General features: G+C 48.9%; 18 protein-coding genes. 11 read left to right on the plus strand and 7 right to left on the minus strand.

Annotation, left to right across the window (positions count from 1 at the left end; genetic code table 11):
- Positions 1-42: 42 nt before the first annotated feature.
- From Dvar_RS19510 to Dvar_RS19530, 5 genes are read right to left on the minus strand one after another with little or no spacing between them, the layout of a single operon-like run.
- Positions 43-1,551: an NADH-quinone oxidoreductase subunit C gene (locus Dvar_RS19510; protein ID WP_419663583.1), complete on the minus strand. Its 1,509-nt coding sequence runs from the start codon at positions 1,549-1,551 to the stop codon at positions 43-45.
- A complete protein-coding gene (locus Dvar_RS19515) occupies positions 1,552-2,973 on the minus strand; it encodes a proton-conducting transporter membrane subunit (RefSeq protein ID WP_419663585.1) in 1,422 nt (473 codons plus the stop codon). It abuts the gene before it with no gap.
- Positions 2,974-2,984: 11 nt separating this feature from the next.
- Complete coding sequence (locus Dvar_RS19520; protein ID WP_419663586.1) at positions 2,985-3,626, minus strand: NADH-quinone oxidoreductase subunit K; 642 nt, start codon at positions 3,624-3,626, stop codon at positions 2,985-2,987.
- Positions 3,623-4,543, minus strand: a complete 921-nt coding sequence (locus Dvar_RS19525) for a respiratory chain complex I subunit 1 family protein (protein WP_419663588.1) — start codon at positions 4,541-4,543, stop codon at positions 3,623-3,625. The genes Dvar_RS19520 and Dvar_RS19525 overlap by 4 nt, the downstream gene beginning before the upstream one ends.
- Positions 4,544-4,603: 60 nt before the next feature.
- Positions 4,604-6,559: a proton-conducting transporter membrane subunit gene (locus Dvar_RS19530; protein WP_419663590.1), complete on the minus strand. Its 1,956-nt coding sequence runs from the start codon at positions 6,557-6,559 to the stop codon at positions 4,604-4,606.
- A gap of 327 nt (positions 6,560-6,886) precedes the next feature.
- Between Dvar_RS19530 and Dvar_RS19535 the strand changes: the two genes are divergently transcribed.
- The 4 genes from Dvar_RS19535 to Dvar_RS19550 all read left to right on the plus strand — a co-directional run bounded on the left by Dvar_RS19535 (position 6,887) and on the right by Dvar_RS19550 (position 8,975).
- Positions 6,887-7,591, plus strand: coding sequence for a YkgJ family cysteine cluster protein (locus Dvar_RS19535; protein ID WP_419663592.1), 705 nt, complete (start codon positions 6,887-6,889; stop codon positions 7,589-7,591).
- A gap of 112 nt (positions 7,592-7,703) precedes the next feature.
- Positions 7,704-8,144, plus strand: coding sequence for a DUF3783 domain-containing protein (locus Dvar_RS19540; RefSeq protein ID WP_419663593.1), 441 nt, complete (start codon positions 7,704-7,706; stop codon positions 8,142-8,144).
- Between the two features lie 25 nt (positions 8,145-8,169).
- Entirely contained in the window at positions 8,170-8,658 is a 489-nt protein-coding gene (gene ilvN / locus Dvar_RS19545; RefSeq protein WP_419663595.1) for an acetolactate synthase small subunit, read from the plus strand.
- Positions 8,659-8,708: 50 nt separating this feature from the next.
- Positions 8,709-8,975 (plus strand): PilZ domain-containing protein, encoded by a 267-nt coding sequence (locus Dvar_RS19550; RefSeq protein ID WP_419663597.1) that lies wholly within the window; start codon positions 8,709-8,711, stop codon positions 8,973-8,975.
- A 20-nt stretch (positions 8,976-8,995) separates the two neighbouring features.
- On the opposite strand, the gene Dvar_RS19555 is transcribed toward Dvar_RS19550, so the two are convergent.
- Positions 8,996-9,565, minus strand: coding sequence for a hypothetical protein (locus Dvar_RS19555; RefSeq protein WP_419663599.1), 570 nt, complete (start codon positions 9,563-9,565; stop codon positions 8,996-8,998).
- Positions 9,562-10,782 carry a hybrid sensor histidine kinase/response regulator gene (locus Dvar_RS19560; protein ID WP_419663600.1) on the minus strand — a complete coding sequence of 407 codons (1,221 nt, stop codon included), beginning with the start codon at positions 10,780-10,782 and terminating at the stop codon, positions 9,562-9,564. The genes Dvar_RS19555 and Dvar_RS19560 overlap by 4 nt, the downstream gene beginning before the upstream one ends.
- Before the next feature lie 401 nt (positions 10,783-11,183).
- Between Dvar_RS19560 and Dvar_RS19565 the strand changes: the two genes are divergently transcribed.
- The 7 genes from Dvar_RS19565 (at position 11,184) to Dvar_RS19595 (ending at position 17,928) form a co-directional block, all read left to right on the plus strand.
- Positions 11,184-12,428: a tetratricopeptide repeat protein gene (locus Dvar_RS19565; protein WP_419663602.1), complete on the plus strand. Its 1,245-nt coding sequence runs from the start codon at positions 11,184-11,186 to the stop codon at positions 12,426-12,428.
- 283 nt (positions 12,429-12,711) lie between these two features.
- Complete coding sequence (locus Dvar_RS19570; protein ID WP_419663604.1) at positions 12,712-13,665, plus strand: UDP-glucuronic acid decarboxylase family protein; 954 nt, start codon at positions 12,712-12,714, stop codon at positions 13,663-13,665.
- Between the two features lie 259 nt (positions 13,666-13,924).
- Positions 13,925-14,569, plus strand: a complete 645-nt coding sequence (locus Dvar_RS19575) for a winged helix-turn-helix transcriptional regulator (protein WP_419663606.1) — start codon at positions 13,925-13,927, stop codon at positions 14,567-14,569.
- A 68-nt stretch (positions 14,570-14,637) separates the two neighbouring features.
- Positions 14,638-15,513, plus strand: coding sequence for an N-acetylneuraminate synthase family protein (locus tag Dvar_RS19580; RefSeq protein ID WP_419663607.1), 876 nt, complete (start codon positions 14,638-14,640; stop codon positions 15,511-15,513).
- Between the two features lie 175 nt (positions 15,514-15,688).
- The gene (locus Dvar_RS19585; protein ID WP_419663609.1) at positions 15,689-16,543 is read left to right on the plus strand and encodes a radical SAM/SPASM domain-containing protein; all 855 of its coding nucleotides are present in this window, start codon (positions 15,689-15,691) and stop codon (positions 16,541-16,543) included.
- Between the two features lie 30 nt (positions 16,544-16,573).
- Entirely contained in the window at positions 16,574-16,933 is a 360-nt protein-coding gene (locus Dvar_RS19590) for a four helix bundle protein (RefSeq protein WP_419663611.1), read from the plus strand.
- Positions 16,934-16,983: 50 nt separating this feature from the next.
- Entirely contained in the window at positions 16,984-17,928 is a 945-nt protein-coding gene (locus Dvar_RS19595) for a hypothetical protein (RefSeq protein WP_419663613.1), read from the plus strand.
- The last annotated feature ends 12 nt before the right edge of the window (positions 17,929-17,940 follow it).

Consider the following 17,940-nt stretch of genomic DNA (forward strand, 5'->3'; position numbering starts at 1 on the left):
AATCGGTCGCTTTTATGGATTGCCGTGGTTGATTTCATTTAATTACAGATCAAATCCGCAATAGGACAGGTTGTAGCTCTTGTTGTTGAGCGGGAAATCGGAAATCCCCGTGTCCCTCAGGGACATGGACAACCCGTTCCAGTTGTGAAACGATGGATCCTTGATTTTATAGCGCAAGATTTTCCCGTTGGCATCGGTAAGGATGCAGTGCGACAACTCGCCTCGCCAGGCCTCGTTCAGGGTGACCACCAATGAATCGGCCGCCGGCGTCAGATCGGGTTGGTCGACGATTTGCGTTTCAACGGGTTCCTTGATCAGGTGCTCGATGATTTCAATGGACTGCATCACTTCATCGGCCCGCACCTTGGCACGCGCCCACACATCACCCGTGGGCTCGGCGTTTTCCGGGATATCGATGCGGCCATAATGCTCGGTGGGAAAACAGCGCCTCACGTCATAGGGCAGGCCACAGGCCCGTCCGGCCGGTCCCACCAACCCCAGGGCGCCTGCATCGTCAAGATTTACCGCCCCGCACCCTTCGAAGCGGCTGCGCACACTGGAGGTGGAAAAAAGAAGCTCAATGGTGTGGGCCACCTGGGGCCCCAGTTCGCTGATGCGAGCGGCCAGGTTGCGGCGGTTGCCATCGTCCATGGGAAAGCGCACACCGCCGGGCCGGACCAGCCCCTTGCCGAAACGGTTGCCACAAAGAAGCAGGCTCATATTGAGAAAATCACCACGCATCCGGCCGCAATAGTTGGCCGGCGGTAAAAAGGCCACGTCGCCGCTCAATGCCCCCAGGTCACCAACGTGGTTGGCGATCCGTTCCAGCTCCAGACCGATGGTGCGGATGATCGTCGCTCCATCGTCAACTTGAATACCCCCCAGTGCCTCCATGGCCTGGGCATGGCACAGGCTGTGTCCCACCGAGGTGTCACCGGCGGTGTTTTCGGTAATAAAAGGCAAGCGTTTGAGATCAGCACCCACCAGCAGCTGTTCCACGCCGCGATGTTGATATCCCAGTTGAATCTCCAGATTCAGCACCCGTTCACCGATGCAGTTAAAGCGAAAATGGCCTGGCTCGATTACGCCCGCATGCACCGGTCCCACGGCCACTTCATGGATTTCCTCACCGGCGACCTGGTAATACGGGTACCGTCCGGGGATATCCTCTGTGTAATCGTTTCCAAAGACATCTTTAACCCCGCGCAGGTTGGGGTGGTAGCGCACCATCTTCAGCCATGGATGACCCTCGGGGCGGATACCGTATTGCTCGGCGATCTCCCGCTCGAACATATGAAACTGGGGGCAACTGGTGGTCAGCGAGGGATAGGATTCCGGTGCATCGCAGCACGCCGCCAGAAGCTGGTCGGTGCGCAGGACCGCCATGAACCGAACCCCGCCTTCTGACGGATAGGCGAAAAACTGCACCACCTTGCCGCCCTGGGCGACAATGTCTTTGGCCTGGTCGGAAAAATCGGTAAACGACAGCCGGGCAATATCTGGAATGCGGATCGCCTGGCCGTTGACAATGGATGTGAAATTCGTCGTCATTTAGAAACCTCCACCAATGCCTTTAACCGCATGAACAAGGGTTTGGTACAGGGTGTCCGGCATCCAGAAACAAAGCACCAGGGATGTCATCAGCAGCACATATTGGGGCAGGACCATACTCACATGCTCCTCAACCTGGCCGGCCGTTTGCGGCTGGCCAAACGCAATTTTTAGGATGTTGTTGGACAGGCCGGCCAGGATGACGCACAGGCTCAGGATGAACAGGCCGACCGCGATATAATGGCCGCCTTGAAAGGCGGCAATGATAATCAGAATTTCACCGATGAAGATGCCAAAGGGCGGAAACCCGGCAATACCGGCAAAACCGCTTAAAAAGGCCACAAAGGTCTTGGGCATACGCGCCACCAGGCCGCCGGTGTCGTTGATCAGACGACTTCCGAATCCCAGCAGAATATTGCCCGAGGTCAGAAACAGACTGGACTTGATCAGGCTGTGGTGGATCAGGCAGATCAGCGCACCATAGGCGCCCAGACCGCCAATGCCCGTGCCCACGGCAATGATGCCCATGTTTTCGATGCTGGAATAGGCCAGCATGCGCTTGTATTCGGTCTGCTTGAGAATGAAGGTGGCGGCAGCCATGATGGAAAGAAGGCCGAAAACAATCAGAATGGGGCTGGAAAATCCGTCCAGGCCGGCGGCATGCATGATCTTGTTGGTTTTGAAAATGCCCAGGTAGGCGCAGTTGAGCAGCACACCGGACAAAAGCGCCGATGCCGGGCTGGGGGCCTCGCTGTGCGCATCGGGCAGCCAGGTGTGCATGGGCGCCAGGCCCATCTTGGTGCCGTATCCCACAAGAATAAAGACGAAGGCGGCTTTCAGCCACGTGGGATTCATCTGCCAGGCAACACCGGTGAGAGCTGAAAAGGAGAGGGGGGCATCCACCTTGCCCGCGTCCATGGCCACGGTAACCAGAACCGATCCCAGAAGGGCCATGGCAATACCCACCGAACAGATCAGCACATATTTCCAGGTGGCCTCCAAAGAAAGCGCCGACCGATGCGTGTAGATGAGCGGGGCGCTGGCCAGGGTCGTGGCTTCGATGGCGATCCACATGACCATGATATGATCGGACAGGGTGACCATGGTCATGGTGGACAGAAACAGCAGCATGGATCCGGTGAAGACATTTTCCCGATGAACCGTGGATGCATCAAGGTAGGCAATGGTGTAAATGGCGATCAGGAAAAAGAGCAGCGATATCACCAGCAAAGAGAGCAGTCCCTCTGGCGTGACCGCAAAATATTCAGGCAACATGGACGCCGGGCGCTGTATCCAGACCATGATACTCAGGATCAAATGGGCCCCACCGGTAAGCACCAACAGTGCCCGTCCAATGGTTCGCGGTAGGAAAAACGCGGCAATGCCGGTAAGAAAGGGGAGTATAAATACGATTTCAAGCATGAAATGACCACCTATTCCTTTAAGGTTCGCAAGCGTGCCGTGTCCACGTCGTCAAAGGTTTGTTTGATATTTTGCAGGATGACGGCCATGATCATCACACCGGCCAGTACATCCAGAAGAATTCCGAATTCAACAATGTGGCGGGCGCGCAGTGAAAAGGTGGTGCCCACCAGGTAGATACCGTTTTCCATCATGATGTAGCCCAGTACCATGGCAATGGCGTTGCGCCGCGCCATGAGCATGAACATCCCGGCACCCAGAAGGCTGATGGCCGTCGGCAGAAGCAGGGCGCTGATGCTGCTGTAGGGAACATCGAAACGATGGCTGGCAAAGGTGGCGCCGACGATCAGCAGCAGTCCGACCAGAATGGAGGCGTGATAGCCGACGATGGGTTCCACCTCGCGGGCGATGGCAACTCTTTTAATGGCCAGGTAAATACACCCGGGGATGATGACCCCGCGGATGGAAAGGGTGGCAACCGTGAACACAAGACCGCCGGTGGACATGTCGTGACCCATAAAAAGCGGTACCACACACACCACCACCCCCTGAAAGGCCAATACCTTGATCAGTACCGGCAGGCGACTGGAGCCAAAGGAAAAGAGAATCGACAAAAGCGCCAGGGACAAAATCGTATCGACTGGATGAATCATTTCAAAAACTCCAGGGTAATGACGGTTGCGAAAAAGGCTAGGGCAAAGGAGGTGAGCACGAATTTGGGTACCCGGTCCATGCGGTAGCGGGCCATGACGGATTCCGTGACGCCCACGGCGACCACCACGAGCAATACCCCGAGAGAGAACAGACCTAAATTTAAAAGCGGATGGCCCAGTTCAAAGGGAAAGACCAGGCGGGCCACGATGGATGAATAAAAAAACAATTTCAGGAAAGCGCCCATTTCGATGAGGCCGAAATCCGGGCCACTGTGATCGAGCACCATGACTTCGTGGATCATGGTCAATTCCAGGTGTGTGGCCGGATCATCCACGGGCACGCGGGCATTTTCGGTGAGCAGAATGATAAAAAGAGCGATGACGATGAACAGCATGGGAGATCCGGCGCTTGCCCAGAGCCCGAATGGCTGGCCACCGGCAAGGTAGGCGGAAAAGGTCAGGTCCCCGGTCAAGCGGTAAAACAGGATCAGAATCATGAACATGCTGGCTTCGCATAGGATCGGAAAATAGGCCTCTCTTGCTGCGCCCATACCCTCGAATGGCGAGGCCGTATCCATGGCCGCGGCAATGGTAAAAAAGCGTGCCAGGCCCAATAAATAAAGGATAAAGATCACATCCCCGTCAAAGGAGAGCACTGGCGCATGGCCGGCAATGGGCAAAAACAAAAGTGCCGTGGCGGATGCGGCCAGGCCGATAATGGGACCCAGCTTGAACACCGCCGTGGTGCTGGTACTGTAGACCGATCCTTTTTTAAACAGTTTTGACAGGGTGTAGTAGTTGATCAGCACCGGGCTGCCTTTGCGGCCGCCGAAAAATGCCTTGACCTTTAAGATTACGCCCGCGAAAAACGGGGCGATCAGCAGGGCAACCACCCATAACAAGATAGATTCAATCATCAGTGCGTCCTAACCGGTTGGGCAATTAATAAGCTTGACGGATTCGTAAAAATTCCGAGTTTAAATAAAAAAAAGCAGCACAACAATCGCCAGCAGAATATATCCGATATAAAGGTGAATATCCCCATGCTGAATCCAGCGCAGCTTGTCAAACAACCAGATTACGGGGCTGACGATCGCGCGATTCAAATTCAGCTCGATAATGTCGTGAACCTGGCTGTGGTAGCTTGAGCCTTGCGGGAATATCCCTTTTAGTGGTGTATGCTTTTCCTCGAGTGGTGCTGCGGGCTTGAAAAATTCCAGAATCGATGCCGCGTAGGACGAACCGGTATACTGCATTCGGTATGTGGGCTGGGTAAACCCACACCCCCAGGTACCGCTGCGTCCAATGGGTTTGTTCTGGTAAAGTATTTTGCGCAAGGCTAGGATGGCCAGGAAAAAGCCAATGAACAGGGTTGCCCCCAAGGTGATGTTGGCCGACAGATGGGTAAAGGGCTGCATGGGAATACGGCCGTAATCCAGGCCCAGGGTTGCCACCCCATTGAGGGTCATAAACATGAAGGCTTGGGGGTAAATGCCTATTACAGCGCAGGCACCCGCCAGAAGGACCATGGGCAGCAGCATGGTCGGGCCTTTTTCATTGTCCACGCGGGCCAGATCGGTTCTCGGTTCTCCCTGGAACACTACCCCAACGACTTTGCTGAAACAGGCCAATGCCAAACCACCGATAACGGCCAGGCTGATGATGGCCAGAAGGCAAAGGGCAAACACCGGTGTTTCCACCTGCACGCCTTGAAACCCGGCCAGGTAAATGAAAAACTCGCTGACAAAGCCGTTGAACGGCGGCAGCCCGGAGATGGCCAGGGAACCGATTAAAAAGGTCACACCGGTGACCTTCATCTTCTTGAGCAGCCCGCCCAGGGCATCGATGGAACGTGTGCCGGTTTTGTGCAGCACCATGCCGGCGCCCATGAACAGCAAGGATTTGAAAATGCTGTGATTGAGTACATGCAAAAGGCCTCCGGCAAACCCCATGACAGCCATGATCGGATTCTTGGCTTCCACACCGATCATGCCAATGCCGATGCCGATCAGGATAATACCGATATTTTCCACACTGTGGTAGGCGAGCAGTCGTTTGATATCGTGCTGCCCAAGGGCGTAAACAACGCCCAGGATGCCCGACAGCATGCCGAAAAACAGTACACCCATGCCAATGCTCGGTACATGCAGATCAAGGAAACTGTATAGTCTTAAAATTCCATAAATGCCGGTTTTAATCATTACCCCGGACATCACCGCGGAAATGTGCGACGGGGCTGCCGGATGCGCATGGGGCAGCCAGACATGAAACGGAAACACACCGGCTTTGGAACCAAAACCGATAAAGGCCAGGACGAATACGATGATTTTGGCGGTCTGGGAGAGATCTGCGGCTTCAAAGGCAAAACTGCCGCTGCCGGCATAGATGATTCCGAAAGCGGCGATGATGAACATGGCGCCCACATGGGAAAAAATAAAGTACAGATAGCCGGCTTTTCGGTTTTCCTGGATTTCGTGATCGTGGATAACCAGAAAAAAGGAGGACAGACTCATGATTTCCCAAGCCAACAGGAAGGTGAGCATGTTGGCCGCGGTTACCACCAGGGCCATGGATACGGCCAGGAGACTGAAAAAAAAGTAGCTGGTTGCCGTGGCCAGTGGTTTTTCCGTATCATGCATATAGTGGTAACTGTAAACGGCAGCTAACATGCAGATGGCAAAAATCGCAAACAGGAAAAAGGCCGACAGTCCATCGATACAAAAGGCAAGCGAGAACGTATGTAAATAATCGATGGATAAGTTGACCGTTTGCGCATGGGACAGCTTGGACAGGGCATCGAGCATGCCCAGACAGGAGCCGATCCCAATGCCAGCGACGGCAATGGTTTTCATGGGCGAGAAAAAACGATACAACACCAAAGCGAGTATGCCGCTTGCGGCAATCATCAGAATTGACAGAAAAAATAGATTCATGCGCTCGTTTTCGGACCTCCGCGCCCTGACCGCCGAACCATACACGGGTGTGAAATACACCTGTATTGTCGTTTCGCAGGGCTTTAGTCGGGATGTTGATTTGGTGATGTTAGATGAATGTCTACAGAAAAACTGCGGAAACTTAGTTTAAAACGGGTGATCAAGTCAACCTTTGAATTCAAAAAATACTTAAGCCAAGATGCCAAAGCTCGGAAACCCGTTTGAATGAAAACCGTCAGCATGCTATTTGATATAAATTCGATTGATGTATTTATCGCGTTTCCAATCCAAGTATGATCAATCAACTCAAGCAGGGGGAATAAGATCATGCCGGAGAATGAAAGGCTCTTTTTGTCCACGCAGGAGGCTTTAGACGCTGTAAACATCGCATTTTCTCAATATTCATCGCAGTTTTATCTGATAGAAGGTCTATGGCCGTTGGTATTTGGCCGCGATGCCTATGTGATGCGGGATTCAAAGCGGCCCCATTTCTGGGCCAAAACATCCAAACGGTCCAAACTGTTGTCGGCCGGAGAAAATGATCTGAAACAATGGATCGTTTCTCATTTGCAGCAATCCCCGCCGTCTTTGGAACAACTGGCGAAAATTTGCAGCCTGGTTTTTGGAACGGCGGTTTGCACTGCACTCGAGTCATCGACAACAAATGGGCTTGACGGCATTTGGATCAAGACGGACATGGCGGATTTTAAATGCCTTCAGTGCGGGCATTGTTGTCGAACCTTGAATTACCGTGATGGCTGCAGTCTTGACGACTATCGGCGCTGGCAACAATTGGGCCGGGACGATATTCTGGCGTGGGTCGGCACGGTTCGTAAAAACGGAAGCTTGGTTGCCTGCCGAATATGGCTGGAGCCGGGGACCAACCACTATGCCGAGATATGCCCGTGGCTGAAACAGGTGGATCAGTCCGGATGCACAACGTGCACCATTCATGATGTCAGACCAGCGATTTGCAGGCAATATCCGGGAACCCGCAAGCATGCCAGGCTGACTGGATGCAAAGGGGTTTGAGTTTGCGCCGTTCAAAAAAATGTCGTATGAGCATAGGGAGCCATTGCCGATTCAAACGAGAAATAGTGAGGACCGATTTGCTGAAACCATTTCAAGCAACTATTGGAGGTTGATGATGACAGATGGCACCTTCGAGAAAGTCCAGCATTCCGATAAAAAAATGTATGGTCCCACCCGGCTTTTGCTTTGCGGGTTCGCCGCATCTGCTCAATCCAAGTTCATGACCGTGCTTGAGATGGCCGGTCTGAAACGTGTCGCCGTTGTCTGGGTCGGTGAATCGTTGGCCAACAAGCGCCTGTCAGCACTGCTTGATCTTCCTGACGGCAGTGGCGGGGGAGAGGGATCGACGCTTCCTCGGGCCATCATTGTCTCTGGTATCACCGAAAACCAGCTGCACAGCTTGATGGCGCTTTGCCGTAAAGCAGGCATGAAACATGCCCTATGGGCCGCCCTGACGCCAACCTCGGAAACATGGACGGTGACCCAACTGCTTGCAGAATTGCAAGCCGAACGAAAGGCGCTATCCAAACCCTCAAAGAAAAGCGCTCGATGATTTCACTGTAGAGCAGATCATTTTTATGGAAACGCAAAAATACACGATTACCATGCTGGTGGAGAACGAACCTGGTGTAACTGCTCGTGTATCCGGGCTTTTTGCCAGTCGCAGTTACAATATTGAAACCATTTGTGGTGCCCCCACCGCTAACCCGGATATGTCCCGCATCACCATTACCACCAATGCCACACCGGAGCAGATGGAACAAATCATGAAACAGGTGCGGCGGCTGATCAACGTAATAAAGGTTCGGGATATGACTGGCGATAATGCAGTCAGAAGGGAAATGGCGCTGATTTGTGTAAAGGCCCACGAAACAAACCGGGCTGAAATCCAGCGGATTGTGGATAACTTCAGAGCGCGCATTGTTGATACCGGTCTAACGCACTATATTATCGAGGCAACCGGCAGGATGGAAAAAATTGAAGCCTTGCTTCGACTTTTAGAGCCCATGGGGGTTAAAAAAGTAGCTCGTTCTGGCATTCTGGCCCTTTACCGGGAACACGACTAGTCAGATTCCCGTTTCAATACTAAGTGGATCGCCAAGGGGAACGCTGAAAAATGGGGTATAAAGAATTCAGAAGACGGTATGAACGCAAAACGTACGATACTGATATTATTTTTTCAGTCAAAGGCAAGGCTTTTGCCGGGGGGCTGAAAAATATCAGTATTGGCGGTGCTTATGTGGTCACCTTGTCGGTGAATCAGATCAGTAAAGGTGATGTTGTTACGCTAAGTATTCCTTATACCAGTGGAAAAGGTAATATCAAACGACGGGCCAAAGTGATTTGGGTCAGTGGCGAGGGGTTTGCGGTTGAGTTCTTGTAAGGTGTTGCGCTGCCCTGAAATTAATTTTCTGAATTCAAAGTGGTTGTAATTATTTTTTCAATCCGGCTCATCATAAGTTTTAGTTTTTTTATCTGGATCAGTGCCTTTTCCATATCCGCCTGTATACTGCTTTGCTTGATGGAGGACCGGTAGATTGCGATGAATTTTTCATCATAGTCGATCGCATCGATGGAAAGCGTTAATCCTTTGCTTCGCAGGGTAAGGTAATCTTGCATAAATTCAGGGCGAATATAATGGATGATGGAAAGGTGGCTCCATTGATTGTAAATCCTGACCGATGCATCCTGAATATACAGACAAACCTTCTGGATGTAACCTAACTGCCGATCTTCTTTTTCAAAAAGAAAACCTCTTTCCAGAAATTTGATGTCCTTGTATATCTGATCCAATTCATGCCAGTCGAGATAAAGCGCTTCAATGGGGGGTGTCAGTTCCGCAATGATACGATCGGTATCAATGGTGCTGGACCCGGCTACCTTCGCATGGTGCACGGTTTGGCAGCCACCGGTCAGTGCAAACAATAACAGCAGGCCGAAAAAACCAATTGGGAACGGTTTAAGGTGTCTCATTTTTTCCCTTGGGGTTTCGAATATACCACGCGATGAAGCTTCCGGCTGAACTCAACCACTTCATAGGGCTTGGCCACCGCCTCGCAAAAACCGTAATCGGTGTAGTTGGCAACCACCGTATTTTCGGAATATCCGCTGGAAACAATTGCTTTTACCGTGGGATCGAGTTGTTTTAGCGCTTTGATGGTTTTCTGCCCCCCCATGCCGCCTTTGATGGTCAGATCCAAGATTACCGCATCATAAGGGGCTGATGAATCAAGGGCAGCCTTGTACTTGTTAATGGCTGTCTGGCCTTCCTCGGCAAAATCGGCATCATACCCGAGATGATGAAGCAGGTTTTCGGTCAGTTCACGAATCATGGCCTCATCATCCATGACCAGGATTTTTCCATGGCCGGATACAGGTTTGTTCGCTAAGGGTTGTGTTTTTGTATCAATGGCGTGTTGAACTGGAAATGGCTGGACCTTTGTTTGGGTTGCGGGAAGCAGCACGTGAAAGGTGGTTCCCTCGCCAAGGCGTGAACAGACAGTAATATCGCCATTGTGCTTGGTGATAATGGAATGGGAAATGGAAAGCCCCAGGCCGGTCCCTTTGTTGTCGCCTTGTCCCTTGGTTGAAAAATAAGGGTCGAAAATTTTTTCGATATGCTCTGCACGAATGCCTGCCCCATGGTCTTTGATGGAAATATCAATGTATTTTCCCGGTGCCAGGATACTGTTGGGGCTGTCGATAGACACATTCTCGAAACGGATGAATATGGTTCCACCAGCAGGCATGGACTCGGCTGCGTTGATGATCAAATTGTGTATGGCCTGGCTGATTTGTTGGGGATCGACATCGGCCGGCCAGATATTTTGCGATGGTTCAAATTTACATTGCACGTTTGAACCGCTAAGGGAAAACGCGGTGGTATTTTCGACGACATGGACGATATCCGTTGGTGTTTTGGAAGGGGTGCCACCTTTAGAAAAGGTGATCAGTCGCTGCGTCAGAGTCTTTGCCACCCGCGAAGCGGATAAGGCCTGCTCCAACAAGGCTGTGGTCTTGGTTTTCGGCTCAATATGTTCCAGGGCAAGGGAAATGTTTCCCATTATAACAGTCAATAAATTATTATAGTCATGGGCAATCCCCCCGGACAACGCGGCGATGGATTCCAACTGGCGAATTTGCCTTTTAAGATCCTGGGGGGGCGGCTGGACCTCGGAAACATGATTCATAGTAGGTTCCTTTTGTCGCGAATAGATAATTAGAATTGGAAGCGGTGCCGCCCAATGTAACTTTTGTGTAAGAATAATATCGGTATGGGGCTCCATCAACTTAACCCCAAAGCTGCTAATGACCTTGATTGGTTAAAATTGGACATTCCTATCGGATTACTTTTTTATTGTTTCTAATGCTACCATTGGATCGTGACTTATGCTGACAGTGGTTTTTCAATTTGTCAATAAGGCGTAAGTTGAAAATCGGCGGAAAGTATGCATGTGATGCTTTGGGCTAAAGCAATCGATGCGGCAGACCGATATATGAATTAGAAAAAAAGGCTGGTTTTCCGTTTGTTTATAAGGGGAAGTGAATCTGTCGAAAACGGATATTGAAATTTTAAGCCAGGAAGAGAACAATGAGCAGCGGGATTGATACAATATTACAAAATTCCATGTTGCCGGTCGAAAAAACAGGGATTTTTGAAGAAAAAGATTCGGACGATCTTTTCGATGCCTTAACATTGCAGCAAAGCAAACTTGAATCGCTTTCCAATCAATTTTTGCAGACCGGTATCGACCAGTATATGAAAAAAGATTATACTGCTGCTGCAAAATCTTTTCAGGCAGCTTTGAGTATTGCCCCCAGCTCGAGTTACAGTAGTGACACCACTCAATATCTTGTTCAGACATACCTGAAACTGGAAGAAACAGACAAAGCCATCGAGACCTACGCGCAAGCCATTGAAAGAACGCCGTCAGATGAACAACTGCAAAGCGCGTTAGCCCAACTGCTATACTCGGAAGATCGATACGAAGAGGCCTCAGAGCACTATCGTGCGGCAATGGAAATCAATCCCAGTGCTGAAAATCGTTACACCTACGGCGAATCACTATTAAAAATTGAAAATTACAGTGAAGCCGAGTATCAGTTTAATCAGGTCAAACGTCTTGAGCCTGAGAGCTACGCCGGTGATTATGGATTGGGTAAAATGTATGCCCAGACCGAAAACTATGAGAAGGCGATTGAGCATTTTAAATCCGCGATAGAACTCGATCCAACCTTTTTCGATGCGCAGGCGGAAATCGGCTACGCTTATGCGGACATGGGGGAAATTGACGAGGCTCGGAAGGTGCAGGAACAATTGCAGGAAAATGACGAAGACCTTGCATTAACGCTGCAATATTATATTGACGAAAAAGAGCCTCCTCAAATTGCTTTTGCCTTTGCCACCAGTTCATTTCCCTATAGTGCGCCCAAAGGATACCAGGTGTCAGCCATTGACTCCTATCTGGAAAACGCCGGTGCTGAAAAAAGTGTGACAATGCAGTTTCTCTTTACCAAGCCGATGGATCGGGGGTCGGTGGAAGATCCGTTCAATTGGTCGATATCCAGACAGTCAAGTAACAATCTTGCAGAGACATACAATTTTGGCGACACCATTCCGGAGACAGAAATTTGGCTTGATCCCTATCCGGATTATGTCCTTTATGACGATGACTCCCAGACAGCCACTGTTGGATTCACCATCCGTCAAAACGATACCGCTGATGGAACCATTGACCCTTCCCACATTATGTTCAAGTTCAATGGTGAAGATCTCTATGGAGTGTCCATGGATCCGGATGCGGATGAGTTCAGTGGGTTTTCCAAAACTGTCTGACCCAGATTAATTTAACGTCTGTAAATTGATCAATCCTTTATATCCACCACGATTCTCTTTACAAGATACCGTTTGATCATATCTCTAAATGTTTTGATAACATTATAAAAAAACAATAAAATGTTTTAATCAACGTTTTCATTGCCATTGACACAAACCGTACTCAAGGGCAAGAATAGCAATCGAACGGTTACATTTCCAGTTATTAAAGAACCAATATTTCTTTTGACGCTATCTTTGATTTGAATTCATTTTCACGAAAGAGGAGAGGGAGTTCCACCCTATGGAGCATCTCAGGAAACGCGTTCTGGTAACCGGTGGTGCTGGCTTTCTTGGCTCCCATCTTTGCAAGCGGTTGGTGGCGAATGGTGATGATGTGCTTTGTGTGGATAACTACTATACTGGACAAAAAAAGAATCTTGAACATTTGATGGGCGCACCTAACTTTGAAATGCTACGCCATGATATCACGTTTCCGCTATATGTAGAGATAGATGAGATTTACAATTTGGCCTGTCCGGCGTCGCCCATTCATTATCAATTCGATCCGGTACAAACGACCAAAACAAGTGTGCATGGCGCGATCAATATGCTGGGGCTGGCCAAACGGACCAAAGCCAAAATATTTCAAGCTTCGACCAGCGAAGTCTATGGAAACCCCAACCTTCACCCCCAGAACGAATCCTATTGGGGGCATGTGAATCCCATTGGTTCCAGGGCCTGCTATGACGAAGGGAAACGATGTGCAGAAACACTTTTCTTCGATTACCATCGTCAACACGGACTGGCTATCAAAGTCGCCAGAATTTTTAACACGTATGGTCCTCGTATGCATCCTAACGACGGGCGGGTTGTATCGAACTTCATCGTCCAGGCATTAAACAACGCGCCGATAACAATTTACGGAGATGGCAGCCAATCCCGTGCTTTTTGCTACGTTGATGATATGATTGATGCATTCATTTCACTGATGGAAACCCCAGAGAATATTACCGGCCCTGTCAATTTGGGTAACCCGGAAGAAACCAGTATTTTGATGTTGGCTCAAAAAATTATTGATTTGACGGATTCAACATCAAAAATTATTTATCAACCGTTGCCTGAGGATGATCCGATTCAGCGGTGTCCTGACATCCGCTATGCCGAAGAAATTCTTCAGTGGCGGCCGTCTACCAAGCTGGAGGATGGGCTGAAAAAGACCATTTCCTTTTTCCGGGAATTCTTCAGGAATAGGTAAACGCTCTATTTGGATAGGCGGCAAAACAACCATTGTGTCTGACAAGCGGTTGATTATGGATTACTGCCATCAAAAGGACGATTCAAGATATTTTCAGTCTGTTGATTATGATCTTGACAAGGTTCAAAAGCCGTGTTCTACTAAATTAATCGTCCATTCAGTGAATGGTTATTTAAGCAATCATTGAATGGATGTTCCATCGTTCAAGCAAAATTTGTTGAAATCGACCCTCCTGAATACGATGTAGATGTAGATTAATATGATAGAGCCATTTATTGCCAAATTCCTTTCACCGACAAAAGCGTTCAGGCGGTTTTCAATTCTGCTCGCGATCTACCACTCAGCCGAAATCAGCCAGCAATTGATCGGTAAACAAACCCACTTGAGTAGTTCAATGGTAAACAATTACATCAAACAATTGAAAGAAGAGGGGCAGATTTCGGTTATAGGAACTACCAACCGCAACCAGCGTTATCACCTGACCGCTTCCGGCCATCATGAACTAATTGAATCATTGGTGATGTATTCTGCAGAGATTATACGCCTTTACAGCAGCGCAAAAAACGAATTTGCTACTTTGTTCGACCGTTTTTACAAGGAGGGCATCCGCAAAGTAGTGCTTTTTGGTGCAGCGGAAACAGCAGAAGTCGTTTACGCGGCCATGCGGCGGTCGGATATCAAAGTCGTTGGTGTCGTTGACAGCGACAAAGGCAAGCAAGGCGAAAAGTTTGAAAACCTGATCATTCAGCCACCGTCGAGCCTCAGGTCTTTTAATCCCGATGCTGTCATCGTAACCTCGTTTGGTCAACAGGAAGACATCTGCCGGGCTGTTGAAAATCTGGTTGGCGATGAAATTCCAATCAAACGCCTATCAATGATTGGGTCGATGGAAGAAGCCGCATGAGGCAATATACAGCCCATAATTGATAATCCATCAGAAAAGTCGTGCAATCCCACGAACCAGGACGATGCATGCTGTCAATTAAAATCGGAGACACCTTAATAGGCCCCAACAGCCCTATCTTCATCGTCGGCGAGATTGGTATCAACCACAATGGTGAAATTTCGTTAGCGAAGCAGTTGATTGATGTTGCGGTAGCATCTGGATGCAATGCCGTGAAATTCCAGAAGCGGTCGCCAGATGTTTGTGTCCCTCAAAAACAGAAATTCCTGAGGCGGGAAACGCCATGGGGATCAATGGCCTATATTGACTATCGGCATCGGATCGAATTTGGAGAGGCAGAATACAGGGAAATTGATCAATACTGTGTAAAAAAGAAAATCCCATGGTTTGCCTCCTGCTGGGATGTCGAATCTGTGGACTTCATGGATGCTTTCGATTTACCTTGTTACAAGGTCGCTTCGGCCTGCCTGACTGATAATACTATTTTGCGTTGTATGATCCTAAAAAACAAACCGGTACTCCTTTCCACCGGCATGTCTTCGATGAAACAAGTTCACGGTGCCGTATCTCAACTGGATTCAGACAATCTTCTCATTCTCCACACGACCAGCAGCTACTTTTTCAATCCTGACGAAATCAATCTGCAGGTCATCAACACCCTGCGTCATGAATTTGACTGTCCTATCGGTTACTCCGGACATGAGAATGGCTATGCAGCCACTCTTGCCGCCGCTGCATTAGGTGCTGTCCTCATCGAACGGCACATTACTCTGGATCGCCGCATGTGGGGCAGTGACCACGCGATCTCCCTGGATCCCCAACAGCTTAAACAGATGGTCAGGGATATTCGGATTATCGAAAGAGCCATGGGAAACGGTATCAAAACGATTTATGAGAGCGAACAGTTGGCTTCTGAAAAACTCAGAAACTGTAAAGCCATGTAAAACCTATCCCAAATCGTTCTTCTTCAAAGCGCACGTCCTTTTTGCCGTTATTGTGATTGGGTAAATATCATCAATGCCAAATGGCTTCATCGATGATCTGTAATCGAGGCGGCGGAGCTATGTAAAAGAGAAGGCTATAGGCCATAGGCGATGGGGAAATTAAGGATGGATAATTGTGGTTGATTTTCCAAAGCAACTTACCATCATGGTTACGAGCCGGTGTAACCTTCGATGTAAACTATGCTATCAAACCGAATACCAATCTGATCTGAATCCTGATATCATAGAAACCATGCGTCATGTATACCCTGAATTAGAGTGGTTCCATCCGATCGGCGGTGAGCCATTTCTATTTGATCTGAAAAAATTGTACGCTTTGCCTTTCAGCGATAGTTGCAAGGTCAAGATCATAACCAACGGAACAATGATCAACCCAGAAAATGCTTTGGATATCGTGCAGCATGTTGATCGTCTCATTGTAAGCATTGATGGGGGGACGAAAGAATCCTATAGGGTCATGAGGGGCTATTCGCTGGAAACAGTATTACAGGGAATCGATAGGGTTCAATTATGTAAGGCCGAAAAAAGCAGTCAAACCCCGAAAATCGAAATCAATTTTTTGCTAACAAAATCTACCGTCGACTCTTTGCCAACGCTTGCCTCCTGGTCTGCTTCCCATAGTGTTGATTGTATCAATACTTTCTATCCCAGCTATAAGGATTCGATCCTTCTGAATGAAGAAAAAATAAGCAAGGATGATGCGAAGGGCGCCATAACAGAAGCAAAACAACATATTGACATTGTCGAGCCGGAAAAAAGGGGTGGTGAAATGTGTCGCCGGCCTTGGAACACCTGCTTTGTCGATGTAAATGGGAATGTTTTCCTATGCTGCTTTGGAAGCCCATCACTGGGAAATTTATATGATTTGACCTTTGACGAATGCTGGTTTGGTCCCGTAGCAACCAAAATAAGGGCGACCGTGAATACCGAAAAAGAAATACGGCAATGTAGTAATTGTCCGGTGAGATAAGGAAGAAAACGGGGTAATAGGTGATAGGTGATGGGTGGATTCCGGGAATTGGTTCTTTGGCAGCGAGCTAAAGCGTTGGCTGTGAAGATATATACCATTACTCGACACGGCCGATTCGATACGGATTTTGGATTAAAGGACCAGATTCGACGTGCTGCAGTCAGCGTACCGAGCAATATTGCTGAGGGCGATGAACGCGGCACAAACAAGGATGCTGTGAGGTTTTTTTACATCGCCAAAGGCTCTCTTGCAGAACTGCAGACACAACTCGAAATAGCCCATGAGATCGGTTATTTTGACGAAGGCATTCTGCTCGATCTTGAACAAGAATGCAAGACAATCGGAAGAATGCTCGGCAGCCTTATCAAAGCTCGATCAGCAGTACATTAACCAATTACCCCTAACCCATAACCAATTACCTGCTTTTTATGAACATCCTAATGATCGCCATCAACGACCCTGCTGGAACCGCCATTGAATTTACCAAGGCCATCAATAAGTATACCGAACATACCTGCCGGCTCATTACCAAGGAGATCCGATATAACTTCATGTTCAAAAAGGACTTGCATTTACCTTGGTTGGATGCGGATGGATGGGAAGAGATGGAACAGCTGCTTCGTACCAGTGATGTTTTCCACTTTCATATGACCGCAGACGAGTATATTGAACTGGGTCCATTCAAGCCGGTCAACTATTTACACGGAAAAATAATTGTTCATCATCATCATGGTCATCCAGATTTCCGTGGCAATCCAGAAAAGTACCGAAACAAATATAAAAAACGGGACCGACATAATCTTTTGGTCAGTACACCGGACCTCTTGAAATTATTACCCGAAGCGCGGTGGCAGCCTAATTTGGTGCCGATCGATGATCCGCTCTACACACCTCTTAAGCACAAGCCCGATGAACCGGTCATCATCTGTCACTCACCGACACGTAAGGATTTAAAAAATACGTCTGAATTGGTCCAGGCGGTGAATCAATTGAAAAAAAAGGTTGGGACGAACATCGAATTGTGTTTGATCGAGAATACGCCACACAAGGAATGCCTGCGATTGAAACGCGAAAGTCATATTTTGTTCGATCACATGCAAGGGTATTTCGGTGTGAGCAGTCTGGAGGGGCTCAGCCAGGGACTGAGTGTCATCGCTGGACTTGATGAATGGAATCGCCAGTGTATAGAGATGTTTACAGGAACAAGCGAATTGCCATGGGTCCTAATGTCTCCTGAAAATCTGATACAGCAGCTGAATGAATTGTTGCTTGATATTAATCTTCTAAATTATTACGCGGAAGAATCCAGGCAGTTCATGGAAACTTGTTGGCGTGATGCCCAGGTGGTGCAGAAGCTACAGTTCTTTTACTCAGAGGCAAAGTAAACATCGCGACGA

Origin of the sequence: Desulfosarcina variabilis str. Montpellier (genome assembly GCF_048565275.1) — a bacterium.
Taxonomy (GTDB): domain Bacteria; phylum Desulfobacterota; class Desulfobacteria; order Desulfobacterales; family Desulfosarcinaceae; genus Desulfosarcina; species Desulfosarcina variabilis.